This is a genomic window from Cellulomonas soli (assembly GCF_013409305.1).
GTDB classification, from domain to species: domain Bacteria; phylum Actinomycetota; class Actinomycetes; order Actinomycetales; family Cellulomonadaceae; genus Cellulomonas; species Cellulomonas soli.
This window is the reverse complement of record NZ_JACBZJ010000001.1, coordinates 459,069-483,360: the sequence shown is the minus strand read 5'-3', so window position 1 is coordinate 483,360 and position 24,292 is coordinate 459,069. Positions and strand designations below refer to the sequence as shown.

The following is a 24,292-nucleotide window of genomic DNA, read 5'->3' as shown; positions in this document are numbered from 1 at the left end:
GGGGTGGATCCGGTGGCGGTGGCCCGTGAGCCGGCCGTGGCGGTGCTCTGGGACCTCGACGGAGTGCTGGTCGACACCGAGGGCCTGCTGTACGAGGCCGAGCGGGTCGCGTTCGCCGAGCACGGCGTGGTGCTGACGCCCGAGGCGAAGCGGCCGTTCATCGGGATGGGTGGGCACGAGGTGCTCGCGGCGATCGTCACGGCCCTCGGGGTCGACGTGGACCTGCACGTGCTGGCCGCCCGCAAGCTCGAGGTGTTCCGCGAGCTGACGCCCTCGCTGCGGGGCTTCGCGCCGACCGCGGCCATGGTGCGGGCGCTGGCCGCGGCCGGCGTGCCGCAGGCGGTCGCGTCGGGGAACTCGCGTGAGGGCATCGCTGCGGCGCTGCACGTCGTCGGCCTCGACGACGTGCTCACCGTGCAGGTCTCGGCCGAGGAGGTGGCCGCCGGCAAGCCCGCACCCGACGTCTTCCTGGAGGCGGCCGGGCGTCTGGGCGTGCCCCCGTCGGCGTGCACCGTGGTCGAGGACGCGGTCCCCGGGGTGCTGGCCGCCGCTGCCGCCGGCATGCGGTGCCTCGCGATCCCAGGCGTGAGCGACCCGTGGGACGAGCGCTTCGCCGCGGCCGACCTGGTGGTGGCCGGCGGCATGGACGCCGCCGACCCGCAGGCGCTCGTGCGGTGGCTGCTGGACGGTCACGCGCGGCCGTAGGCGTCTGCGGCCTGGTCGACCCGGAGCTCTGGCCCACCGAGGCGTTCCTGCGCAGGTACGGTCACGCCTCGCTGACCCCCACCTGCTGCAGGACGTGCGCGCAGCCCCGAACGGCAATGCGGAATTCGGGGGAGGCGCCCCATGGGGTACGGACTCTTCCTCGGGATCTCCCGAATGCGGCCGGTCGTCGGATCGACTGACGTGCGAGGAGACAGCCGTGCTCGTTCGTGGCGCGATGCGATCGGACCCGTGCGCGACGCGTTCCCGCGATCAATTCGGGGCGCGCGTCGAGGAGATAGTCGCAGGTGAGCGACCTGTCGCGACCGAGGTTCACGCCGTCTACCCCGTCGCGTCGAATTCACTCGGGCGCAAATCCAAAATATCGCCAGACTTGCTGAAGAATCTGGCGGACATGGTTCTTGGTTCGCGTTCCGAGGTGCCATCCATCGAGAAATTGGCGGATGAATTCTCATGTCAGGAGCGGGTGAAGCGATAGGCACCGTGGCGGCACGAGGTCGCCACCGAACCGTCGACGAAACGGAGCCTCGCGTGTCCTCCCAGACCCACGCACCTCGCCCTGACCGGGCCGGGTCCACGACCGATGCCGCCCGTCGGCGGTGGTTCGCCGACCGGCCGATCGGCGTCAAGCTCGGCGCCTGCCTCGGCCTCGTCGCCGTCGTCGCCGTCGCGATCTCCGCCGTCGCAAGCGTGCGGCTGCGCGACCTGTCCTCCGAGCAGGACCTCATGTATGCCGAGGCCGCCGTGCCGCTCGCCTCCCTGAACGACCTGTCGCAGGCCCTCACCGGCGACCGCGTCCGCTTCACCCGGCTCGCCGCCGTCGACACCGAGGCCGCCCAGGCCGACCTGCTCGACAAGATCGACGCCAACCGGGACGAGATCGACCTGCACCTGTCGCAGCTCGAGGCGGCCGCCTCCAGTCCGGAGTCGTTCGCCGCGCTGCAGGAAGCCATCGACACGTACTACTCCGCGGCCAAGGAGAACTTCCTGCCTCTCCTGACCTCCGGTGACCAGGAGGCCGTCGACGGGTACGTGACGGGCGAGCTGGCCACGAACGGACAGGCCACCGCTGACGCGATCGAGGCCGAGTCCTCCGCTCTGGCCGACAAGGCCGGCGCCACCTCGGACCACGGCACGGCCCTGGCCCGCACCTCGATCCTCACGGTCTGGCTCGTCCTCGCGGTGTCGTTGCTGGTCGCGACCGTGATCGCCGTCGCGGTCGTGCGCGACATCCTCCGCGGGGTGCGAGGCGTGCAGTCCGCGCTGGGTGCCATGGCCGACGGTGACCTGACCCGGGAGCCGCCCGTGGTGGCAGCCGACGAGCTCGGGCGCATGACGACGTCCCTGGTCACCGCCCAGCGAACGCTGCGCCGCACGATCGCGGGCGTCGCCGAGACCGCTCAGACCGTCGCGGCTGCCACCGAGCAGATGTCCGCCGCCTCGACGCAGGTGTCGGCCACCGCGGAGGAGACCTCCACGCAGGCCGGGGTCGTGGCGGCCGCGGCCGAGCAGGTCAGCCGGAACGTGCAGACGGTGGCCGCGAGCGCCGAGCAGATGGGCGCGAGCATCCGCGAGATCGCGCAGAACGCCTCGCAGGCGGCGACGGTCGCCGGCGAGGCGACGCAGGTCGCGTCCTCGACGAACGAGAAGGTCCTGCGGCTCGGCACGTCCTCGCAGGAGATCGGGAACGTGGTCAAGGTCATCACGTCCATCGCGGAGCAGACGAACCTGCTGGCCCTCAACGCGACGATCGAGGCGGCGCGTGCGGGTGAGGCCGGCAAGGGGTTCGCGGTCGTCGCCGGTGAGGTCAAGGAGCTCGCACAGGAGACCGCGAAGGCCACCGAGGACATCGCCCGCCGGGTCGAGGCCATCCAGGCCGACACCCAGGACGCGGTCACGGCGATCGGCGAGATCTCCGCGATCATCGCCGGCATCAACGACTACCAGCTGACGATCGCCTCGGCCGTCGAGGAGCAAACCACGACGACCGCCGAGATGTCCCGCTCGGTCGCCGAGGCTGCTGCCGGGGCCGGTGAGATCGCCACCAACATCACGAGCGTCGCGACCGCGGCGGCAACCTCCAACGAGGCGATGGTGCAGGTGGACACGGCGGCGAACGAGCTGGCGCAGGTGGCCCACGGCCTGCGCTCGGACGTCGCGCAGTTCACCTTCTGAGGCCGACCGGTCGTCGGGCGCCGCGATCACGGACCTGCTCCTGGCCGACGGCGACGAGACGAGTAGCTGAGCCACCGAGCGCGGGGAGTGGGCCGCATGGCCACGCCGACGACGGGCCCGCGCCTCCGGGCCACCTCAGGGACCGAGGGGCGGGCGCCGAGCGGCCCCGCCCCTCCGTCCCTGCCGGATCAGGGCAGGCGTGCGCCCTCGGGGATGACGATCTCGGCCAGGTCGAGCAGGCGCGGCGTGCCGAGGGCGAGCGCCCCGGCGAGCACCTGGGCGTTGGCCTCGACGGCGACGGCCACCTTGAACGCGCCGGGCAGGTCCTCTCCCACGGACAGCAGGCCGTGGTTGGCCCACACGACCGCGTTGACGGCGTCGCCGAGGATCTCGGCCGAGCGCTCACCGAACGCGGAGTTCGTCGAGAACTCGAACGGCATGACCGGCACGGCGCCCTTGGCGTACAGGACCATGTTGAGCAGCACCGGGTCGATGTCCTTGCCGAGCGCGCCGAACACGTTCACGTACGGCGACTCGGTGTGCACGATGGCGTTCACCTCGGGGCGGCGGCGGTAGTGCGCCAGGTGCACGTCGGTCTCCGTCGAGGGGAACAGGTCGCCCTCGCGGACCACGCCGTCGTAGCCGACGACGACCATCTCGTCGGGGGTGAGCACGTCGTAGCGGATGCCGGACGGGGTGATGACGATCGCCTCGTGCTCGGGCAGGCGCACCGAGATGTTGCCCTGGGTGTTGAAGTTCAGGCCGGTGCGGACCGACTCGCGGCACCAGTAGAGGATCTCCTCGCGGATCTGGGTGCTCGCAGCGCTCATGGTGGTGCTCCTTGTCGGGTGGTGCGGGTGACTTGAGGGACGGTGACTCAGCGGACGGACTGCGCGGTGGTGCGTCGGGCGGCGGCGTCCCACAGGGCGCGGTGCTCGTCGCGGGGGAGGTAGGTGGGCAGCGGGTGCGTCCGGACGACCAGGTCGCGCAGGGTGGCCAGGTCGCCGTGGACGGCGCCGAGCGTGCGGGCCTGCACGAGGGCGTTGCCGAGCGCTGCGGCCTCGGTGGGTCCGGCGACGACGGGTAGCCCGCACGCGTCGGCCGTCAGCTGGCACAGCAGCGCGTTCTGCGAGCCGCCGCCGACCAGGTGGATGGTGCGGACCTGGCGGCCCGTGAGCTGCTCGAGCGTGCGGAGGGTTCCGCGGTACGCCAGGGCCAGGCTGTCGAGGATGCAGCGCACGACCTGCGCGGGCGTGGCAGGCGCGGGGCGACCGTCGGCGGAGGCCGCCGCGGCGATGCGGGCGGGCATGTCACCGGCGGCCAGGAACGTGTCGTCGTCGGCGTCGACCGTCCACGCGAGCGTCGGCTCGGCGGCGGCCGCGGCCAGCAGCTCGTGCAGGTCGCAGGGCAGGCCGTCGCGCGCCCAGGTGCGCAGGCACTCCTGCAGCATCCACAGGCCCATCGTGTTGCGCAGGAACCGGACCGTGCCGTCGACGCCGAGCTCGTTGGTGGCGTTGGCCGCGCGGGCGTCCTCGGTCAGGACGGGCGCGGGCAGCTCCAGGCCGACGAGCGACCAGGTGCCGCACGAGACGTAGGCGAAGTCCTCGCCGGTGGCGGGGACGCCGACGACGGCCGACGCGGTGTCGTGCGAGCCGACCGCGATCACGGGGGTGCCGGCGGCCAGGCCGGTGCGGCGGGCGACGTCCTCGGTGAGCGTGCCGATCACGGACCCCGGTTCGCGCAGGTCGGGCACCTGCTCGCGCCGCAGGCCCGCGACCGCCAGCAGGTCCGGGTCCCAGTCGCGGCGGCGCGCGTCGACGAGCTGGGTGGTCGAGGCGTTGGTGACCTCGCCCGAGACGACGCCGGTGAGCCAGTAGGCCAGCAGGTCGGGGATCATCAGCAGCCGGTCGGCCGCCGCCAGCTGGGCGCTGCCGTGCTGCGCGGCGAGCTGGAACAGCGTGTTGAACCGCTGGTGCTGCAGCCCGGTGATGGCGTAGAGCGCGGCGGGGTCGACGACCGCGTGCACGCGCTCGAGGACGCCCAGCGTGCGGTCGTCGCGGTAGCTGACGGGGTTGCCGAGCAGGGCGCCGTCGGCGTCGAGCAGGCCGTAGTCGACGGCCCAGGAGTCGATCGCGATCGCGTCCACCGGGCCGGAGGTCGCGGCGGCGCGCAGACCGGTCTCGATGCCGTGCACGATCTGCAGCACGTCCCAGTGCAGGGTGCCGCCGAACGTGCCTCCGACAGCGCCGCCAACGGTGACGGGTTCGTTGGGGAACCGGTGCTCCTCGTGCGCCTCGAGCGTGCCGGGGCCGACGCGGACCGACAGGACGCGTCCGCTGGACGCGCCGAGGTCGACCGCGACGACCCGGCAGGTGCCCGGGGGGGCCCCCGCGGGGGCCGTCGTGCTCGCCATGGTCGCTCAGGCCCCCCAGCCGGCCTGGGCGCCACCGACGCGGGCGTCGGCGACCTGGTCGACGTACCCGCTGGCCTTGAACGCGGCGATCGGGTCGGGGTCGAGCCCCTGGTCGGCGCGCAGATCGGCCAGCATCGGGCGCACGTCCGTGTGGTAGGCGTCCATGAGGGCTTCGTTGGCCTCGAGCACCTGGCCGTCGCGCTGCGCGGCACCCAGCGCCTCGACGTCGACCAGCAGGGCCTTGGCGGTGGCCTCCTGCACGTTGAGCACCGAGCGGATCTGCCCCTGGATCTTCGGCTCGATGTTGTGGCACTGGTCGAGCATGAAGCTGACGCCCGAGTCGGGGGAGAGAGCCCCGGCCTGCACGATCTCGTGCATGATCCGGAACAGCTGGAACGGGTCGGCGGCCCCGACCATGAGGTCGTCGTCGGCGTAGAACCGCGAGTTGAAGTCGAACGCCCCCAGGCGTCCCTGCCGCAGCAGCTGGGCGACGATGAACTCGATGTTGGTGTTCGGGGCGTGGTGGCCGGTGTCGAGGACGACCAGGGCGCGCTCGCCGAGGGCCAGGCAGTGCAGCAGCGAGGTGCCCCAGTCGGGGATGTCCATCGTGTAGAAGTACGGCTCGAAGAACTTGTACTCCAGGATCAGCCGCTGGTCGGCGTCGAGCGCGGCGTAGATCTGCGCGAGGGAGTCGGCCAGGCGGTCCTGGCGGGCGCGGATCGAGTCCTGGCCGGGGTAGTTGGTGCCGTCGGGCAGCCAGATCTTCAGGTCCTGCGAGCCGGTGGCGCGCATGACGTCGATGCACTCGCGGTGGTGGGCGATCGCCTTGGCACGGATCCGCTCGTCGGCGTGCGTGAGCGAGCCGAGCCGGTAGTCGTCGTCCTGGAACAGGTTGGAGTTGATCGCACCGATCTGCACGCCCAGGTCGGCGGCGTGCCGGGCCAGGTCGTCGTAGTCCTCGACGCGGTCCCACGGGATGTGCAGCGAGACGCGCGGGGCGATGCCGGTGTACCGGTGCACCTGGGCGGCGTCGGCGATCTTCTCGTACGGGTCGCGCGGGCCGCCGGGCAGGGTGAAGACCTTGAACCTCGTCCCCGCGTTGCCGAACGCCCAGGACGGGATCTCGATCGTCTGGGACCGCAGGGCTTCCGCGGCGGGCGCGGGCAGGGAGTGCGACATCGGATCTCCTTCGAACCGGAGCGCCGCGGTGTGCGGCGGGAATGAATCGATTCATCGATGAAACCACGTCCAGCGGCCCAGGGCAAGCCCGTCGACACGGGGGACTCAGGGCGTGATGCCGGGCCGAGCGTGCTGCCGGGCGATCCTTGTTGGTCATCGGGGCGTCATCGGTGTTGAATCGCTTCATGGTTCTCTCGTCCCCGGCGGCTCCCGTCCACGTGCGCTTCGAGCACCACGAAGCCGGAGCCCTCGGCATCGGGGAGCACAGCCCCCGCCTGTCCTGGTACGTCCCCGACGCCCCCGAGGGGTACGAGCAGGCGCGCTACCAGGTCGAGGGCGAGGTCATGTCCGCCGACGGCAGCAGCCGTGCGGTGCACGCCGTGGTCGACTCGCGTGAGCAGGTCCTCGTCCCGTGGCCCTCGGCCCCCCTGCGTTCGCGCGACGCGGTACGCCTGCGGGTCCGCGTCGAAGGCGACGGCGAGGACGGCGCGTGGAGCCCGTGGAGCGGGTGGGCGACCGCCGAGGTCGGGCTGCTCGACGCGACCGACTGGGTCGCCCGCATGGTCGGCCCCGCGGAGCCCGAGCCCACCGGAGCGGCTGACGAGGCGGCCGCCGGCAGGCGCCGCCCGCCGCTGGTCCGCACCGAGCTGAGCGTCGACCAGCCGGTCCGCTCCGCACGGCTCTACGTCACCGCGCACGGCCTGGTCGAGGTCGAGATCGACGGCGCCCGCGTCGGGCGCGACGAGCTCGTGCCCGGCTGGACCAGCTACACCCACCGGCTGCGCTACCTCACGTACGACGTGACCGACCTGCTCGGCGCCGCCGGGCCGCACGCGATCGGGGCACGCCTGGCCGACGGCTGGTACCGCGGGCACATCGGGTTCGAGGGCGGCACGCACGACAACTTCGGCTCCGACATCGGTCTGCTCGCCCAGCTCGAGCTCGTGCTCGCCGACGGCACCCGGCAGACCTTTGCGACGGGCCCCGGGTGGCGGACCTCGGTCGGTGAGCTCGTCTCGACCGGGCTCTACGAGGGCGAGCACCACGACGAACGGCTCGCCGTGCCCGGGTGGTCCCGGCCCGGGTTCGACGACACCGCCTGGGCGCCGGTGCAGGTCACCGAGATCGACCTGGCGACGCTCGCCGCCCCGGACGGCGCACCCGTGCGCTGCACCGACGAGCTGCGACCCGTGAGCGTCGACCGGCGCCCCGACGGGCGGCTGCTGCTCGACTTCGGGCAGAACCACGCCGGACGGCTGCGCATCCGCCCGCACGGACCGGCAGGCACGACGATCCGGCTGCGGCACGCCGAGGTGCTCGAGGACGGCGAGCTGTGCACGCGCCCGCTGCGCGGCGCCGCAGCCACCGACGTGCTCGTGCTCGGCCAGGACGGCCCGCACGAGTGGGAGCCCCGGTTCACCATCCACGGCTACCGCTACGCCGAGATCACCGGCTGGGTCGGCGAGCTCGGACCCGACGACGTCGTCTCGCGCGTGCTGCACACCGACATGGAGCGCACCGGTTGGTTCCGCTGCTCCGAGCCCGACGTGGAGCGCCTGCACGAGAACGTCGTGTGGTCCCTGCGGTCGAACTTCGTCGACATCCCCACCGACTGCCCGCAGCGCGACGAGCGGCTCGGCTGGACGGGTGACATCCAGGTGTTCACCCCGACGGCCTCGTTCCTGTACGACACCGCCGGGATGCTCGCCGAGTGGCTGCGCAGCGTGTCGGCCGAGCAGCAGCGGTACGGCACCGTGCCCTGGTACGTGCCGTTCATCCCGGGCGGGCACTGGTGGGACCCGACCAAGCCCGGGGCCGTGTGGGGCGACGTCGCCACCCTGACCCCGTGGGCGCTGCACGAGCGGTTCGCGGACCGTGACCTGCTCGCCCGGCAGTACCCGAGCGCCAAGGCGTGGGTCGAGCAGGTCGAGGGGCTGGCCGGTCCGGGCCGCGTGTGGGACCAGAACCTGCAGCTGGGCGACTGGCTGGACCCGACCGCGCCGCCCGAGAACCCGCTCCAGGCGCGCACCGACCCGCACCTGGTGGCCACGGCGTACTTCGCCCGGTCTGCCCGCGTGCTCGCCCGGAGCGCCGCCGTGCTCGGGCTCGAGGAGGACGCGGTCCGGTTCGACCGGCTCGCCGACGAGGTGCGCGACGCCTTCGCCGCGCGGTACGTCGACGCCGACGGGCACGTCGCGGGGGACACCCAGACGGGTCACGCGCTCGCGCTCGTCTTCGACCTGCTGCCCGACGAGCGTGCGCGCGCGGCCGCCGCGACCCGGCTGGCCGGGCTCGTCGAGGAGTCGGGCGGCACGATCGCCACCGGGTTCGCCGGCACGCCCGTGGTGTGCGACGCCCTCAGTGCCGGCGGTGCGGTGACCAGCGCCTACCGGCTGCTGCTCGAGCGACGCTGCCCGTCCTGGCTCTACCCCGTGACCATGGGTGCCACGACCACCTGGGAGCGGTGGGACAGCCTGCTGCCCGACGGCACGGTCAACCCCGGCGACATGACCTCGTTCAACCACTACGCGCTCGGGGCGGTCGCCGACTGGCTGCACCGCGTCGTGGCCGGTCTGGCACCCGACGCCCCCGGCTACCGACGGATCCGGGTCGCCCCGCGGCCCGGCGGCGGCCTCACGCACGCCGGCGCGACGCACCTGACCCCGTACGGCACGGCGTCGGTCGACTGGCGGGTGAGCGCGGGACGGTTCGTCCTGACGGCCGTCGTCCCCGTCGGCACGACGGCCGTCCTCGACCTTCCCGGGCAGGCGCCGCGCACGCTCGGCCACGGTGAGCACACGGTGGAGCTGCCCGCCGAGGCCGTCGTGGCGTCAGGAGTGTCTGAGGGGGAGGCGTCGAGGAGTGGCCTAGCCTGAGCACCTTCCGGTCCAGCCAGCGACGCAGGTCGTCGCGGAGAACGAGGTCCCACGGTGGTCCCGGCTGCACGCCCACGGCGCGCGTCCATCACGGACGTCGCGCGGGCGGCGCACGTGTCCGTCGGCACGGTGTCCAACGTGCTCAACCGTCCCGACCGGGTCGCCCCGCAGACGCGCGCCCGGGTGACCGAGGCGATCGCCGCGCTGTCGTTCGTGCCGAACGCCCCCGCGCGTCAGCTGCGCGCCGGCACGGTCACCACCGTCGGCGTCGTCGTGCTCGACATCCGTAACCCGTTCTTCACCGACATGGCCCGCGGCGTCGAGGACCGGCTCGCGCAGGACGACTTCACGCTCATGCTCGCCAGCTCCGACGACAGCCCCGAGCGTGAGCGGCGGTTCCTGCGGCTGTTCGAGGAGCACGGGGTCGCGGGCGTGCTCGTGGTGACCACCGGGGACGACGTGTCGCACCTGCGCGAGGTCATGGACCGCGGCGTCGACGTGGTCCTGCTCGACTCCCCGTCGCCGGACGCCTCGATCCCGTCGGTCGCGGTCGACGACGTCGCCGGGGGAGAGGCTGCCGCGCGGCACATCCTGCAGCTCGGGCACCGGCGGATCGCCGTGCTCAACGGCTCGCACGGCATCCGGCAGTGCCGCGACCGGTTCGAGGGCGTGCTGCGGGCCGTGCGCGCGGCCGGGCTCGACCCGGACGAGGTCGTCGAGGAGGTCCCGCTGGCCACGCTCGACGCGGCCGGCGGCGAGGCGGCGATCACCGCGCTGCTCGCGCGCGACGGCGCCGGGCTCCCCTCGGGTCTGTTCTGCGTGAACGACCTGGTGGCGATCGGTGCGCAGCGCGGGCTGCGCCGGGCCGGGCACCCGCTGCCGGGCGACCTGGCGCTGGTCGGCTACGACGACATCGACGTGGCCGCCGAGCTGGCCGTGCCGCTGACCTCGGTGCGGCAGCCGACGCACGAGCTGGGCTTCCGTGCCGCCGACATCCTGCTGTCCCGTCGGACCGGGACGGCGACCGGGACCGACCACGTCGTGTTCCAGCCCGAGCTCGTCGTCCGGGCGTCCAGCCAGCCCGCCCGCTGAGGCGTGGGCCTGGACCCGGTCGGGTCACGGACCGGACGCCTACCGGGTGGTCGGTGATCGCTCGGTAGGATCAGCGGGCGCTGGGACGGTGACGGGGACCCGTCGATCCCGCCGGTGCTCCAGCGTGTGCCAGTAACCAGGAGGTCGGATGTCCAGGGTCGACGACGCCGTCGAGGCCATCGCCGCAGGGCGGGCCGTCGTGGTCACCGACCAGGCAGACCGGGAGGACGAGGGCGACCTCGTCGTCGCCGCGGACGCGATCATCGCCGCGCACATCGCGTTCATGATGACCCACTGCCGTGGCCTGATCTGCGTGCCGATGACGCAGGGCGCCCTCGACCGCCTCGCGCTGCCGCCGATGGTCGCGCGGAACACCGAGTCGCACCGCACCGCGTTCACCGTCTCGGTCGACGCGGCCGCCGGCATCACGACCGGGATCAGCGCGGCCGACCGTGCCACTACGGTGCGCGTGCTCGTCGACCCCGCGAGCACCCCCGACGACCTCGCCCGGCCCGGGCACGTGTTCCCGCTCGCCGCAGTCGAGGGCGGGGTGCGCGAGCGCCCCGGGCACACCGAGGCGGCCGTCGACCTGGCCCGGCTCGCCGGGCGTGACCCGTCCGGCGTGATCTGCGAGATCGCCGCGGACGACGGCACGATGCTGCGCGGGGCGGACCTCGCGGCGTTCGCGCAGCGGCACGGCCTGCCGCTCGTCTCGATCGAGGAGCTGCGCGAGCACCTCGCCGCCCGCGAGGGCTGACGCCCGCCGGACGGTCAGCCGCCGAGCAGCACCTGGGCGGCCGTCACATCGGTGACCAGCACGTTCGCCCACCCGCCGCGCAGGGCGCCGCGGATGGCCGACACCTTGCGGACGCCGCCCGCCACCGCGATGCGGCGCGGGATGCGCCGCAGGTCCGCGGCACTGACCCCGATGACCCGCTCGTCCAGGCCCGACGCCACGGGCACACCCTCGGCGTCGAAGAACCGCAGGCACACGTCGCCGACGGCACCGAGCGTGCGCAGCTGGTCCTGGTCGGCGTCCGAGATCCCGTTGCCGCTGCTGCGCAGCAAGGGGGAGGGGTCGAGCGTGCCGATGCCGACCAGTGCGGTGGTCAGTGCGGCCCAGTGCGCCGTCACCTGGGTGACCGACGGGTCGCCCATGAGGCTCTCGCGCGCCTGGCTGCTGCCGAGCAGGCCGGGGGCCGGAAGGAACACCGGCGTCGCCCCGGTCGCCGAGGCGAACGAGGAGAGCAGACGGGTGGCCTCGACCTGCACGCGCGGGTCCCCGACGCCGCCGACGAGCTGGACGACCTCCTCGACGACCTGGCCGGTCGAGGGGCGCATGGCCTCGACGGCCGCGAGCAGCGTCGAGCTCCACGACGAGATCCCGATGGAGTCGCCGCCGATGAGCGTGGTCTCCAGGTAGACCGCCGCCGCGGCACCGAGTGCGCGTTCGACGCTGCCCTCGTCGTCCGCGTCGCTGCTGCCGGTGTCCGTGACCACGGCCTCGGCCAGGCCGAACCGTGCCTCGAGGGCGTCCTCGAGGTCGGTGTGCACGCCCGACGGGACGGAGATGGTGATGCGCACGACGCCGAGCTCGACGGCCCGCTTGAGCAGCCGGGACACGCGCGGCTGGGAGATGTGCAGCTCGGCGGCGATCTCCGACTGGCGCAGGCCACGCTCGTGGTACATGCGGGCGACCTTGGCCATGAGGCGCGTCTGCTCGTCGGGGTGCCCGAGGCGTCGTCCGCCTCGGGGTGCTCCGCTGGTCGCCGTCACGGTGCGCCTCTCTGGTCCTGGGGGTCGGCCGGCCCCGAGACGGGGACCGAGGGATGCCGGTGGGTGCCGGTCCAGCGGTCTGGACCGGCACCTCGTCGTCCCGGGACTCTATCCGCCGCCGGACGCCGCGATCAGCGTCCGAGCAGGTCCGAGGCCGTGTCGGCCACGCCGGCCGCGCTGATGCCGTAGTGGTCGAGCAGCCACTCGGCCGAGCCGGTGATCGCGAACTCGTCGCGCATCCCGACGAACCGGACGGGCACCGGGTGGTGCTGCACGACCGTCTCGGCGACCGCGCCGCCCAGGCCGGTGACCAGGGCCTCCTCGACCGTGACGATCGCGCCGGTCTCGCGCGCGGCGGCCACGACGGCCTCCACGTCGAGCGGCTTGATCGTCGGCATCGACAGCACCCGGGCCTGCACACCGCGCGCGGCGAGCAGGTCGGCGGCGTCGAGCGCGCGGGAGACCGTCGTGCCCGTGGCGATCAGCGTGACGTCGGTGCCCTCGCGCAGCGTGACCGCCCGGCCGGGCACGAACTGGTACCCCTCCGGGTAGACGTCCGGCACGCCCATGCGGGAGATCCGCAGGTACACCGGGCCGTCGTGCGCCGCGGCCCACCGCACGGCCTGGGCCGTCTCGGCCGGGTCGGCCGGGACCACCACCGTCATGCCGGGGATCGTGCGCAGCCACGCCAGGTCCTCGATCGAGTGGTGCGTCGGGCCGAGCTCGCCGTACGCCATGCCGGGCGACTGCCCGACCAGCGTGATGTTGTACCCGGAGTACGCAGCGTCGACCTTGATCTGCTCCATCGCGCGGGCGGTCAGGAAGCAGCCGGCCGCCGAGACGAACGGCACCTTGCCGCCGTTGGCCAGACCGGCGGCCACGCCGACCATGTCCTGCTCGGCGATGCCGACGTTGACCGTGCGCTCGGGGAACCGCTCCTGGAAGCCGCCGAGCTTGCTGGAGCCCACCGAGTCGTTGACGACCGCGACGACCCTCGGGTCGGCCTCGGCGACCTCGATCAGGGTCGCGGCCCACGCGTCGCGGCAGTCGTGCAGCGTGCGCGCCGGGGGTACCGGGAGTGCCGTGGTGCTCACTTCTCCTCCTGCCCGCCCGCGAGGGCGTCGAGCTCGGCGAGCGCCTGGGTGACCTGCTCGGCCGAGGGCACCTTGTGGTGCCACGCGACGTGGTCGCGCATGTAGCTGACGGGGTGGCCCTTGTCGGTGCGGGCGATGACGAACGTCGGTCGGCCGGACGCGGCCGGCACCCCGGCGAACGCGTCGAGCAGAGCCGCGTGGTCGTGGCCGTCGACCTCGACGACGTCCCAGCCGAACGCGCGCACCTTGTCGGCCAGCGGCTCGAGGTCGTTGGTGTCGGCCACGCGGGCACCCTGCTGGAGCCGGTTGCGGTCGACGACCGCGCACAGGTTCGACAGGCCCCGGTGACCGGCTGTCATGAGGGCCTCCCAGTTGGAGCCCTCCTGAAGCTCGCCGTCACCGAGCAGCACGAACGTGCGCCGCGGCGAGCCGTCGATCTGCGCGGCCACGGCCGTGCCGACCGCGATCGGCAGCCCGTGCCCTAGCGGGCCGGTGTTCGCCTCGACGGCGCGGATCTTCCCGCGGGCCGGGTGCCCGTTGAGCATCGACTCGGGCTGCATGAACGTGCGCAGCGCTTCCGGGGCGATGTACCCGCCGACGGCGAGCACCGTGTAGAGCGCGTTGGCGGCGTGCCCCTTGGACAGCACCACCCGGTCGCGCTCGGGGTCGCCCTCGGCGACCTGCTCCGGGCTGATGTTCATCACGTGCAGGTACAGCGTGACCAGCACGTCGGTGATGGAGAACTCGCCGCCGATGTGACCGAGGCCCGCGTCGTGCACGGTCTGCACGGCCCTGCGGCGCACCTCGTACGAGGCCTGCGCCAGGTGCGCGACGACGGCGTCCCGGTCGGCACCGACGGGGGTGCGGCCGAGCACCGCGATCTCCCGGTCGGGGGCCGGCAGCAGGGGGATGGGTCCGGGGTCGTGCACCAGCCCGAGCGGCGGGACCGTGACCGTCATCGCCCACCGCCCATGCACGACAGCAGCGCGTCCTGGACGAGCCGCTGGGCACCGATGGCGTCCTGCCGGGCCTGCGCCTCGCGCAGCGCCGGGATGTCGAGCGTGTCGAGCGCCCGGTGCAGCGCCTTGAGGAGCCGGATCGAGGCGCGGGCCGTCTCGACGGTGTCCTCACGGAACGGGAACTGGTCGAGCTGCCAGACACCCTCCCAGCCGTTGATCTTGAGCGTGTAGAAGTACTCGAAGATCTCGGTCAGGTGCACCGAGCCGACCATGAGGTCGTCGTCCCAACCGCGCAGGTTGTCGTTGACGTCCATGCCCCACAGCAGCCCGTGGTCGATGAGCAGCTGGGCCGCGTCGGCCGGCGACTCCCCGCCGTACAGCGAGTGGCCGAAGTCGAGCAGCACACCGATGTTGTCGCAGCCGGTCTGCTGGATGCCCAGGATCGAGCGGGCGGCGGAGTCCCAGGTCATCTTCACGCGGGGCTCACGCGGCTTGTACTCGATGACGAACCTCTGGTCGGGGTGCGCGGAGGCGAGCTCTTTCATGCCGTCGACGGCGAGCTTCCACAGGTCGTGGTGGTTGACCTGGAACGGGTAGTCCCAGCCGTCCTGGCCGGGCCAGATCTTCACGTAGTCGGCGCCGAGCTCCTTGGCCACGCCGCTCGCCTCGTGCAGCAGCTCCATCGCCTCGGCCCGCACCTGCGGGTCGGGGTTGGTGAACGCGCCCTTGCCGAACTTGCGCAGGTAGATCTCGGGGGTCACGCCGATGCACGACAGCCCGGCCTCGGCCAGGGCGCTCTTGACCTGGTCGACCGTGACGCCCGGGGTGAACGGGTACGGCACGTCGACGACCGAGAGGTCCTCGACCGTCCCGGCGAGCGCGATCTGCTCGAGCGTGGACAGCGGCGGCGCGTAGCCGTCGACGGCGTAGCGGTCCACGTAGGACGCGAAGTGCCACAGGCCGGCACCGAAGCGGGGCAGCTCAGACATGGTCGTTCTCTCCGTTCATCAGGACGTGCGTGAGGTCGAGGGGTCCCGGTCGGCCTGCGGGCCGCGGGACCGGTGGAGGGCGGCGTCCCAGCGGGCTCGCCGGGCGGCGCGCTCGTCGGAGCCGATCGAGGGCGCGTACCGGGTTCCGCCGGCGTGCGGGTCGGCGCGCAGGGCGGGGTCCCAGCCGAGCGCCTGGCCCGCGAGCCCGGCCACGCCGAGGGCCGACAGCTCGGGGTGCCGCGAGGTGACGACCTCGCAGCCGAGCGCGTCGGCCTGCAGCTGCATGAGCAGCGCGCTGGCGCTCGCCCCGCCGTCGGCGACGAGCAGGTCGGGGGAGGGAGCACCGTCGGGGCTCATGGCGGCCACGACGTCGGCGACCTGCCAGGCCACGGCCTCGAAGGCCGCGCGGGCCACGTGCGCCGGGGTGGTGCCACCGGTCAGACCGGTGAGCAGGCCGACCGCGTCGGCGTCCCAGTGCGGCGCGCCCAGCCCGCCGAACGCGGGCACGAGCGTGACGCCGCCGGCGTCGGGGACGGTCGCTGCGAGCTCGCCGAGCGCGGCGCCACCGGTCAGCCCGAGTAGCGAGGCGGCCCAGTCGAGCGCGGCGCCGGAGTAGCGGATGTTGCCCTCGAGCGCGTACGTGGGCCGGTCGGTGAGCCAGGCGAGCGTGGTGGAGACGCCCGTGCGGACCGCGTCGGGCGTGGCCCAGGGGCGCATGACGGACGAGCCGGTGCCGTAGGTCGCCTTGACCGTGCCGGGGCCGGTGGCGCCGTGCCCGAGCAGGGCGGCGTGCGAGTCGGCGAGCACCGCGAGCACCGGCAGGCCCCGCAGGGGGCCGTCGCCGGCCACGGTGCCGAACGGCCCGGTCGAGGCGGCGATGCGCGGCAGCGCGGCCTGCGGCACCGCGAACAGGTCGGCGAGCTCGGCGTCCCAGCCGAGCCTGTCGCTGCTGGGGCTGGGGCTGGCGCTGCGGCCGAGGTCGAGGTCGAGCAGCAGCGTGCGGGAGGCGTTGCCGGCCTCGACGACGTGCTCGGCGCCGCCCGTGAGGTTCCACAGCAGCCAGGAGTCGATCGTGCCGACGGCGGCGTGCGTGACGTCGGACCCGGCCTCGGCGGCGTCGGCGAGCAGCCGGTGCAGCTTCGGTGCGGAGAACATCGGGTCGAGCGGCAGCCCGGTGCGGGCGGGCACGAGCGCGGCGCGCGGGTCGTCGAGCAGCCGCCGGCAGTCGTCCGCGGTGCGCACGTCCTGCCAGCTGAGCACGGGTCCGAGCGGGCGCCCGTCGCGGCGGTCCCAGGCGACGACGGACTCGCGCTGCGTGGACAGCGCGACGCCGACGGGGTGCAGGTCGGGCGTCCCGGCGAGGCAGTCGACGACGACCTGCTGCACCGTGCGCCAGATCTGCGCCGGGTCCTGCTCGACGTGCCCGTGGTCGCCGTGGCGCACGCCGACGGGGGCGGAGGCGCGGGCGAGCACGGCACCGGTGGGGTCGACGGCGACCGCCTTGGTGTTGGTCGTGCCCTGGTCGATCGCGACGACGACGTCGGTCACCGTTCCTCCTGCCTGCAGTCGTCGGCCCTGGCGCGGACCGCGTCCTGCGCGGGTCCCGCCCTGCCGTGAATGAAAATTCGCCTATGAATCAACGATCACAACGGTAGGTCGGCGCCACCGGGGTGTCAACCGTCCAGCGCACGCCCGGTGCCCGCCAGCGGTGCGCGACGGTGCGTCCGGGTGTGCTCGCGCGGGAGTTCGTGCAGGCTGCCGGGACCTTCGCCCCGCGCGCCGGCCACCTTCGGCTGGTTGGATGACTGAATCGATTCATCGAGTCGAGGTCACGCCTCCCGGGACGGGAGCGCGCGACGGGACGGCGGCGCACGGGCGCCGCACGAGAACGGAGCAGGTGCGACGTGGCACAGCGCATGATCTGGAACCAGACCGCGTACTTCGGCGCGGGGTCGATCACCGTCATCCCCGAGGAGCTCGCCCGGCGCGGGTTCACCAAGGCCCTGGTCGTCTCCGACAAGGTGCTCGTGGAGACCGGCGTGACCGGCCGGGTGACGGCCCTCCTCGACGGGGTCGGCTTCCCCTACGAGGTCTACTCCGACGTCCTGCCGAACCCGCCCATCGAGAACGTGCAGGCCGGGGTCGCGGCGTTCGAGGCTGCCGGTGCCGACGTGCTCATCGCCGTCGGCGGCGGGTCCCCGCAGGACACCTGCAAGGCCGTGGGCATCATCGTGGCCAACCCCGAGTTCGCCGACGTGCGCTCGCTCGAGGGCGGCGCCGCCACCAAGAACCCGTCCGTGCCGATCATCGCAGTGCCCACCACGGCCGGCACCGCCTCGGAGACGACGATCAACTACGTCATCACCGACGTCGAGCGGCAGCGCAAGTTCGTCTGCTTCGACCCGCACGACATCCCCGTGATGGCCGTCGTCGACCCCGAGATGATGTCCAGCGCCCCCCGTGCGCTCAAGGTCGCGACCGGCCTTGACGCCCTCACCCACGCCATCGAGGGCTACACCACGGCCGGTGCCTGGGAGCTGTCCGACCTGTTCCACCTCAAGGCCATCCAGGTCATCGCCGCCTCCCTGCGCGACGCCGCCGACGGCGACCCGGCCGCGGCCGAGCACATGGCCCTGGCGCAGTACGTGGCCGGCATGGGCTACTCGAACGTCGGCCTGGGCCTCGTGCACGCCATGGCCCACCCGCTCGGCGCGTTCTACTCCGCCCCGCACGGTGTGGCCAACGGCATCCTGCTCGCCCCCGTGATGGCGTTCAACGCCGCCTCCACCGGTGAGAAGCTGCGCGACGTGGCCGCCGCGTTCGGCGTCGAGGGTGCGCACACCATGCCGCTCGAGGAGGCCCGCGCCGCTGCCGTCGAGGCCGTGGCCGCGCTGACCCGCGACCTGGGCAACCCGACGTCCATCACCGCGGTCGGAGCCACCGAGGCCGACGTGCCCGCGCTGGCCAAGGCCGCGTTCGAGGACGTCTGCGCCGGCGGCAACCCGCGCCCGGCGTCCGTCGCCGAGATCGAGGAGCTGTTCCGCTCGCTGCTGTGAGCCGTGGGGCTGCGGCCCCGCGCATCGACGGGAGAGGGCCCGTCTGACCTCACGGTCGGACGGGCCCTCTCCCTCGTGCTGCGCCGGACCGCGTGCGGCTCAGTCCGGCGTGACCTCGGTGACCTGCCCGTCCTCCACGTGCCAGCGGCGGGTCAGGCGCACGGTGTCGAGCATGCGCCGGTCGTGCGTGACCAGCAGGACCGTGCCGTCGAACGCCTCGAGCGCCTGCTCGAGCTGCTCGATCGCGGGCAGGTCGAGGTGGTTGGTCGGCTCGTCGAGCACCAGCAGGTTCACCCCGCGGGCCTGCAGGAGCGCGAGGGCCGCACGGGTGCGCTCGCCGGGGGAGAGTGAGGCCGCCGGACGCGGGATGTGGTGCCCGCCCAGCCCGAACTTGGCCAGCAGGGTGCGCACGTCAGCGGTCGTCCAGTCGGGTACCTCGCGGGAGAACGCGGTGACCAGCGGGTCGTCACCCTCGAACGCCGCCCGTGCCTGGTCGACCTCGCCGACGAGCACACCCGAACCCTGGTCGATGCGGCCCTCGGTGGGGGCCAGCCGGCCGAGCAGCAGGCCGAGCAGCGTCGTCTTGCCGGCGCCGTTCGGGCCGGTGATCGCCACCCGGTCGCGCCAGTCGAGCTGCACGTCGACCGGGCCGAGCACGAAGTCCCCCCGCTGCACGCTCGCGTGCCGGGCAGCCGCCACGACGGCACCCGAACGAGGCGCAGCCGCGATCGTCATCTGCAGCTGCCACTCCTTGCGCGGCTCGGCCACGACGTCGAGCCGCTCGATCATCCGCTGCGTCTGGCGGGCCTTCGCGGCCTGCTTCTCCGAGGCGTCGGAGCGGAACTTGCGACCGATCTTGTCGTTGTCGGAGGACTTGCGGCGGGCGTTCTTCACACCCTTGGCCATCCACGCGCGCTGCATCCGCGCGCGGCCCTCGAGCGCGTCACGCCGGGTCGAGTAGTCCTCGTAGGCCTCACGCGCCTGACGGCGGGCCGTCGAACGTTCGTCCAGGTAGGCGTCGTACGACCCGCCGTAGACGGCGACGCGCTGCAGGCTGCGGTCGATCTCCACCACGGAGGTGACCGTGCGCGAGAGGAACTCCCGGTCATGGCTGACCACGACCACCGGTGCGCTCGAACGGTGCACGAAGTCCTCGAGCAGGTCCAGGCCCTCCAGGTCCAGGTCGTTCGTCGGCTCGTCCAGCAGGTACAGGTCGTAGCGCGAGAGCAGCAGCGCCGCCAGGCCCACCCGGGCGGCCTGCCCGCCGGACAGCGCCGTCATCGGCAGGCCGGGGTCGACGTCCAGGCCCAGGTCGGCCAGCACCGAGCCCATCCGGGCGTCCAGGTCGCCGCCGCCCAGGCCCATCCAGCGTTCGAGCGCCTCGGCGAACTCGTCGTCCGCGCCGGGTTCACCGGTCGCCAGCCGTTCGGCCGCGGCGTCCATCGCCACCTGCGCCGGGCCGACCCCCGTGCGCCGCTCGAGGTGCGCGTGCACCGACTCGTCCTCGCGCCGCTCGATCTCCTGCGCGAGGTACCCGAGCTGGGCGTGCTGCGGGGACACGGACACCGTCCCGGCGTCGGGTGCCCGGTGGCCGCCGAGGATGCGCAGCAACGTCGACTTGCCCGCACCGTTCGGCCCGACCAGCCCGACGACGTCGCCCGGCGCGACGACCAGGTCCACCCCTGCGAACAGCTCGCGGTCGCCGAACCCGGCCCCCACACCCTTGGCCTGCACGGTCGCGCTCATGGCGCCCATTGTCCGGGACGGCGACGAGGCCCCTGACGTGCGGCGTCCACGGTGGCGCTGTCGAGGTCAGCCCTCGGACGTCTCGCGCAGCTGCACCCGGCGGATCTTGCCCGAGATCGTGGTGGGCATCGCCTCGACGAACTCGACCTTGCGCGGGTACTTGTAGGGCGCGGTGCGTGCCTTGACGAAGGTCTGGATGTCCTTGGCCAGCTCGTCGGAGGGCTCGTAGCCGGCGGTGAGGACCACGGTCGCCTTGACGATCACGCCGCGCACCGGGTCGGGGGCGCCGGTGACCGCGCACTCGCGCACGGCGGGGTGCGCCATGACGACGGACTCGACCTCGAACGGGCCGACCCGGTAGCCGGACGTCTTGATCATGTCGTCGGTGCGCCCGACGTACCAGAGGTAGCCGTCGGCGTCACGGCGGGCCAGGTCGTGCGTGTGGTAGTAGCCGTCGTGCCAGACCGAGGACGTCGTGGCGGGGTCGTCGGCGTAGCCGGTGAACAGGCCGATCGGGCGGGTGCCCTCGGGGATCCGCAGGCAGATCTCGCCGTCCTCGTCGGGGCCGGCCTCCGTGCCGTCCTCGGTGAGCAGCACGACGTCGTAGGCGGGGGAGGGCAGGCCCATCGAGCCGGGCTTGGTGGCCTGCCACCAGTTGGTGACGACCGCCAGGGTCATCTCCGTCTGGCCGTAGCCCTCCTTGAGCTCGATGCCCGTCTGGTCGCGGAACGTCTCGTAGACCACGGGGTTCATCGCCTCGCCGGCGATCGTGCAGTGCTGCAGCGCGGACAGGTCGTAGCCGGACAGGTCCTGCTGGATGAGGAACCGGTACACGGTCGGTGCCGCGCAGAACGTCGTCACGCGTGCGTCCTGCAGGTGCGTGAGCAGGCGGTCCGGGTCGAACCGGTCGAAGTCGTAGACGTCGACGCAGGTCTCCAGGAACCACTGCCCGTAGAGCTTGCCCCACACGGACTTGGCCCAGCCGGTCTCCGAGACGGTCAGGTGCAGGCCGTCGGGGTCGACCTTGTGCCAGTACTTGGCCGTGGCGATGTGCGCGACCGGGTAGGAGTGGTCGTGCAGGACCATCTTGGGCTGAGCGGTCGTGCCCGACGTGAAGTACAGGAGCAGCGGGTCGGCCGCGACGGGAAGGTCCTCGCCCGTGGGCTTCACGAACACCGGCGCCGCGGCGACACCGGCGTCGAAGTCGGCCCAGCCCTCACGGGTGCCGCGCACGCCGATGCGGGTCAGCGGGCGGCCCAGCTCGGCCTGTGCGCCGTCGACCTGCTCGGCGACGCCACCCTCGAGCGTGCACACGACCGTCGAGATGCGCGCCTCGGTCAGGCGGAACACCAGGTCGTACGTCTTGAGCTGGTCGGTGGCCGGCACGGCAATCGCGCCGATCTTGTGCAGGCCGAGGATCGCCCACCAGAACTGCGCGTGCCGCTTGAGCACCAGCAGCACCCGGTCGCCCTTGCGCACGCCGATCTGCAGGAAGTACGCGGCCGCCTGGTCGCTCAGCCGGGAGATCTCGGCGAACGTGTAGGTGCGCTCCTCGCCGTGGTCGTTGCACCAGCGCAGCGCCCGGCGGTCCGGCGTCTCGCGCCCGAGCCGGTCCACCACGTCGTAGGCGAAGTTGAACGTGTCCGGACAGGTGAACGAGAACGAGCGGGGTGCACCGCCCTCGTCCAGCTCCTCGACGAGGTACTCGGTGTGCAGACCCAGCATGGCTGCCCGCTCCTTCGGTTCGACGGCGGCCGGCACGGGCGGTCGGCCCGCACGATCGTAGGAGCAGCGCGGGCCGACGACCTGGGACTCCTCACTCTGCGGACAGGCCCTGCGGCACGACGGCACCCCGCCGGCGACGTCCGCCGTCAGATGAACAGCAGCTGCGCCCCGGCGGTCTTCTCGATGAAGTCCGACGCGCTGATGATCGCCTCCACGTCGTCGTACAGGTCGTCCGTCGTCAGGTGGTTCATGTCGGCGGACATCCGGCACGCCCACAGGTGGCCGCCCGACGCGACGATCTGCTCGAGGAACTCGGGCACGGTCGGCACGTCGATGTCGGCGATCGACCGGCGCATCCGGGAGGTCGCCATGGCCGTCATCCCCGGCAGCCCGCCCAGGCCTTGCGGCATGTGGGTCGCGGTGTTGCCGAGCATCGTGAACTTCAGGTCCCCCATCGTCTTCTTCGTGATGATGTCGAAGCCCCAGAACGTGAAGAACAGGTGGGTCTCGACCCCCTCGCCCAGGGCGGCGTTCGCCAGGATCAGGCCGGGGTAGGCCATGTCGAGGTTGCCCTTGGAGCAGATGATCGCGAGCTTGCGTCCGGGCGCGGCCTCGTCGACGGCGTCGAACTGCGGGACGATCGCGGGTGCTTCGCGGTCGGTGGTCGTGTCGTGGACGGTCATGACGGTCTCCTCATCCCTCGTGCGTCTCAGACGCACCCGTGCGGCTTGGGCAGGCCGGCGACGTAGGCCATCTTCTTGGCCGGCTTGCCGGGGAAGAGCGCGAACAGCTCCTTGACGGGGATCGCCCCCAGGGTGGACACGCGGCGCAGCGTGGCGGTCTCGCCCTGCTGGGCGAAGTCGGCGCGCAGGAAGTGCAGGGCCTTCCAATGCGCGTCGGTGAGCGTCAGGCCGATCTGGGCGGCCAGGACGTCCGCGAGCTCCTCGTCCCACTCGGCAGGGTCGGTGAGGAACCCCTCGGCGTCGACGTGGATCCGGTGGCCGTCGAGCATGGTCTCGGGCATGGCGGTCCCTCTCTCGTGCACTCGTTCTCTCGGTGGGTCGTCCGGCTCCTCAGGCGGCAGCCAGCAGGGAGGTGTCCTTGCCGCGCATCGACATGTGCGCCGGCAGCGGGATCGGCCGGCCGGGCAGCAGCGCGTTCCAGTAGAGCCAGCGGAACGCCAGCTTGCCCAGGTGGTTCGCACGGGTCTCGGTCAGCAGGCGCATCGGCCCGACCCAGGGCAAGGGGTAGGTGCCGGGCAGCGGCTGCGTGTCGTAGTCGAAGTCGATGAGCAGCCCCTTGCCGTTGCCGGTCTCGACGAAGCAGTTGGCATGCCCGTCGAACGCGTCGACGGGCTCGCGGCCCTCGACCAGCAGCGGGAAGTTGTGCACGAACGTCTCGACCGCGAAGTGCGCGACCGACCCGGCCTTCGAGGTGGGCAGGTCGGCGGCGTCGCCGACGACGAACACGTTCTCGTACGCGCGCGACCGCAGGGTGTGCCGGTCGACGGGCACGTACCCGAGCTCGTCGCCGAGCCCGGAGCGGGTGATCACCTCGGCCCCCATGTTGAGCGGCACGGTCACGAGCAGGTCGAAGTCGATCCTCCGCTCGTCGTAGGAGACCAGCGCCTTCCCCTGCTCGTCGATGCGTTCGACCAGGTAGTCCGTCTCGACCCGGATGTCGCGGTCGGCGAGCAGCGAGCCGAGGCGTTCGGCGGCGACGGGCTGCGTGAACGCCCCGGACAGCGGGGTGGCGAAGACCAGCTCGGTGCGTTCGCGCATGCCACGGGCCCGCAGCCAGGCGTCGGCGAGGAACACGAACTCCAGCGGGGCGACCGGGCACTTGATGGGCATGTCGGTCACGTGCACGACGAGCCGGCCGCCTGTCAGCTGCTGCAGGGCGCGCTGCAGGGCCATGGCGCCGTCGAACGTGTAGAAGTCGAAGACGTCGCGCCGCCACAGGTCGCCGAGCATGCCGGGCGTCTGGTCGGGTCGCGGGCTCGTGCCGGTGGTGATGACGAGCTGGTCGTAGGCCAGCACCCGCCCGTCGCCCAGCGTGACCGTGCCGGCCCCGGCGTCGATCTGCTCGACGCCGGCGAGGACGAGGTCGATGCCGTCGGCGAGCAGCGTGTGCCGGGAGCGACGCACCTGGTCGGGCCGGTAGGTCGCGAACGGCAGGAAGAGGAACCCGGGCTGGTACAGGTGGACGTCGTCCTTGTCGACGATCGTGATCTCCCAGTCGCGTGCGTCCAGGACGCGCCGCATGCGGTTCGCGATCATCGTGCCCGCGGTGCCGGCACCGAGGACGAGCAGACGTCTGGTCATGACCTTCACACCACGCCTTCGTCGATGTGATCCTTCGTCTGCTTCCGACGCTAGGACGGTGCGCGCGGGTCGACAGTGACGAAGGTCCCGGTTACCCGTGGGGGTATCCTGGGGTGGCGGACGATCGCGCAGGCAACGGGCCTGCGACGCCGAGCGGAGGAGTGG

General features: G+C 72.8%; 19 protein-coding genes. 6 read left to right on the top strand and 13 right to left on the bottom strand.

The window, feature by feature from the left end; all coding sequences use genetic code 11:
* The first annotated feature begins 3 nt into the window (after nucleotides 1-3).
* Together BKA22_RS02170 and BKA22_RS02165 are read left to right on the top strand one after the other, a co-directional pair.
* Entirely contained in the window at nucleotides 4-705 is a 702-nt protein-coding gene (locus tag BKA22_RS02170) for an HAD family hydrolase (RefSeq protein WP_218866476.1), read from the top strand.
* Between the two features lie 549 nt (nucleotides 706-1,254).
* Entirely contained in the window at nucleotides 1,255-2,898 is a 1,644-nt protein-coding gene (locus BKA22_RS02165; RefSeq protein ID WP_223203389.1) for a methyl-accepting chemotaxis protein, read from the top strand.
* 188 nt (nucleotides 2,899-3,086) lie between these two features.
* On the opposite strand, the gene BKA22_RS02160 is transcribed toward BKA22_RS02165, so the two are convergent.
* From BKA22_RS02160 to rhaI, 3 genes are read right to left on the bottom strand one after another with little or no spacing between them, the layout of a single operon-like run.
* The gene (locus tag BKA22_RS02160; protein ID WP_146951245.1) at nucleotides 3,087-3,728 is read right to left on the bottom strand and encodes a class II aldolase/adducin family protein; all 642 of its coding nucleotides are present in this window, start codon (nucleotides 3,726-3,728) and stop codon (nucleotides 3,087-3,089) included.
* Nucleotides 3,729-3,775: 47 nt separating this feature from the next.
* Complete coding sequence (locus BKA22_RS02155; protein WP_146951244.1) at nucleotides 3,776-5,311, bottom strand: rhamnulokinase; 1,536 nt, start codon at nucleotides 5,309-5,311, stop codon at nucleotides 3,776-3,778.
* A gap of 6 nt (nucleotides 5,312-5,317) precedes the next feature.
* Nucleotides 5,318-6,490 carry an L-rhamnose isomerase gene (rhaI, locus tag BKA22_RS02150; protein ID WP_146951243.1) on the bottom strand — a complete coding sequence of 391 codons (1,173 nt, stop codon included), beginning with the start codon at nucleotides 6,488-6,490 and terminating at the stop codon, nucleotides 5,318-5,320.
* A 185-nt stretch (nucleotides 6,491-6,675) separates the two neighbouring features.
* Here rhaI and BKA22_RS02145 point away from each other — a divergent pair, with 185 nt between their 5' ends.
* From BKA22_RS02145 to ribB, 3 genes are all read left to right on the top strand, one after another.
* Nucleotides 6,676-9,366 (top strand): family 78 glycoside hydrolase catalytic domain, encoded by a 2,691-nt coding sequence (locus BKA22_RS02145; RefSeq protein WP_146951242.1) that lies wholly within the window; start codon nucleotides 6,676-6,678, stop codon nucleotides 9,364-9,366.
* 54 nt (nucleotides 9,367-9,420) lie between these two features.
* Complete coding sequence (locus tag BKA22_RS02140; protein ID WP_146951241.1) at nucleotides 9,421-10,458, top strand: LacI family DNA-binding transcriptional regulator; 1,038 nt, start codon at nucleotides 9,421-9,423, stop codon at nucleotides 10,456-10,458.
* A 148-nt stretch (nucleotides 10,459-10,606) separates the two neighbouring features.
* Complete coding sequence (gene ribB, locus BKA22_RS02135) at nucleotides 10,607-11,215, top strand: 3,4-dihydroxy-2-butanone-4-phosphate synthase (RefSeq protein WP_146951240.1); 609 nt, start codon at nucleotides 10,607-10,609, stop codon at nucleotides 11,213-11,215.
* Nucleotides 11,216-11,229: 14 nt separating this feature from the next.
* Here the strand turns inward: ribB and BKA22_RS02130 are convergent, their stop codons facing one another.
* The 5 genes from BKA22_RS02130 to BKA22_RS02110 form a co-directional block, all read right to left on the bottom strand.
* Nucleotides 11,230-12,234, bottom strand: a complete 1,005-nt coding sequence (locus BKA22_RS02130; protein WP_223203388.1) for a sugar-binding transcriptional regulator — start codon at nucleotides 12,232-12,234, stop codon at nucleotides 11,230-11,232.
* A gap of 131 nt (nucleotides 12,235-12,365) precedes the next feature.
* Nucleotides 12,366-13,328 carry a transketolase family protein gene (locus BKA22_RS02125; protein WP_146951239.1) on the bottom strand — a complete coding sequence of 321 codons (963 nt, stop codon included), beginning with the start codon at nucleotides 13,326-13,328 and terminating at the stop codon, nucleotides 12,366-12,368.
* The gene (locus tag BKA22_RS02120) at nucleotides 13,325-14,287 is read right to left on the bottom strand and encodes a transketolase (protein WP_146951238.1); all 963 of its coding nucleotides are present in this window, start codon (nucleotides 14,285-14,287) and stop codon (nucleotides 13,325-13,327) included. Before BKA22_RS02120 ends, BKA22_RS02125 begins: the two co-directional genes overlap by 4 nt.
* Nucleotides 14,284-15,276, bottom strand: coding sequence for a sugar phosphate isomerase/epimerase family protein (locus BKA22_RS02115; RefSeq protein WP_146951237.1), 993 nt, complete (start codon nucleotides 15,274-15,276; stop codon nucleotides 14,284-14,286). The genes BKA22_RS02120 and BKA22_RS02115 overlap by 4 nt, the downstream gene beginning before the upstream one ends.
* Nucleotides 15,277-15,294: 18 nt before the next feature.
* Nucleotides 15,295-16,824, bottom strand: a complete 1,530-nt coding sequence (locus tag BKA22_RS02110) for an FGGY family carbohydrate kinase (RefSeq protein ID WP_146951236.1) — start codon at nucleotides 16,822-16,824, stop codon at nucleotides 15,295-15,297.
* A 356-nt stretch (nucleotides 16,825-17,180) separates the two neighbouring features.
* Between BKA22_RS02110 and fucO the strand changes: the two genes are divergently transcribed.
* Nucleotides 17,181-18,332 carry a lactaldehyde reductase gene (gene fucO, locus BKA22_RS02105; RefSeq protein WP_146951235.1) on the top strand — a complete coding sequence of 384 codons (1,152 nt, stop codon included), beginning with the start codon at nucleotides 17,181-17,183 and terminating at the stop codon, nucleotides 18,330-18,332.
* Between the two features lie 99 nt (nucleotides 18,333-18,431).
* Here the strand turns inward: fucO and BKA22_RS02100 are convergent, their stop codons facing one another.
* From BKA22_RS02100 to sqr, 5 genes are all read right to left on the bottom strand, one after another.
* On the bottom strand, nucleotides 18,432-20,078 hold the full coding sequence (locus BKA22_RS02100; protein ID WP_146951234.1) for an ABC-F family ATP-binding cassette domain-containing protein: 1,647 nt from the start codon (nucleotides 20,076-20,078) through the stop codon (nucleotides 18,432-18,434).
* A 66-nt stretch (nucleotides 20,079-20,144) separates the two neighbouring features.
* On the bottom strand, nucleotides 20,145-21,803 hold the full coding sequence (locus BKA22_RS02095) for an AMP-binding protein (RefSeq protein WP_146951233.1): 1,659 nt from the start codon (nucleotides 21,801-21,803) through the stop codon (nucleotides 20,145-20,147).
* 146 nt (nucleotides 21,804-21,949) lie between these two features.
* Complete coding sequence (locus BKA22_RS02090; RefSeq protein ID WP_146951232.1) at nucleotides 21,950-22,486, bottom strand: DsrE/DsrF/DrsH-like family protein; 537 nt, start codon at nucleotides 22,484-22,486, stop codon at nucleotides 21,950-21,952.
* A gap of 26 nt (nucleotides 22,487-22,512) precedes the next feature.
* On the bottom strand, nucleotides 22,513-22,827 hold the full coding sequence (locus tag BKA22_RS02085) for a TusE/DsrC/DsvC family sulfur relay protein (protein WP_146951231.1): 315 nt from the start codon (nucleotides 22,825-22,827) through the stop codon (nucleotides 22,513-22,515).
* A gap of 49 nt (nucleotides 22,828-22,876) precedes the next feature.
* Nucleotides 22,877-24,127 carry a type III sulfide quinone reductase, selenoprotein subtype gene (gene sqr, locus BKA22_RS02080; protein ID WP_146951230.1) on the bottom strand — a complete coding sequence of 417 codons (1,251 nt, stop codon included), beginning with the start codon at nucleotides 24,125-24,127 and terminating at the stop codon, nucleotides 22,877-22,879.
* Nucleotides 24,128-24,292: the final 165 nt, after the last annotated feature.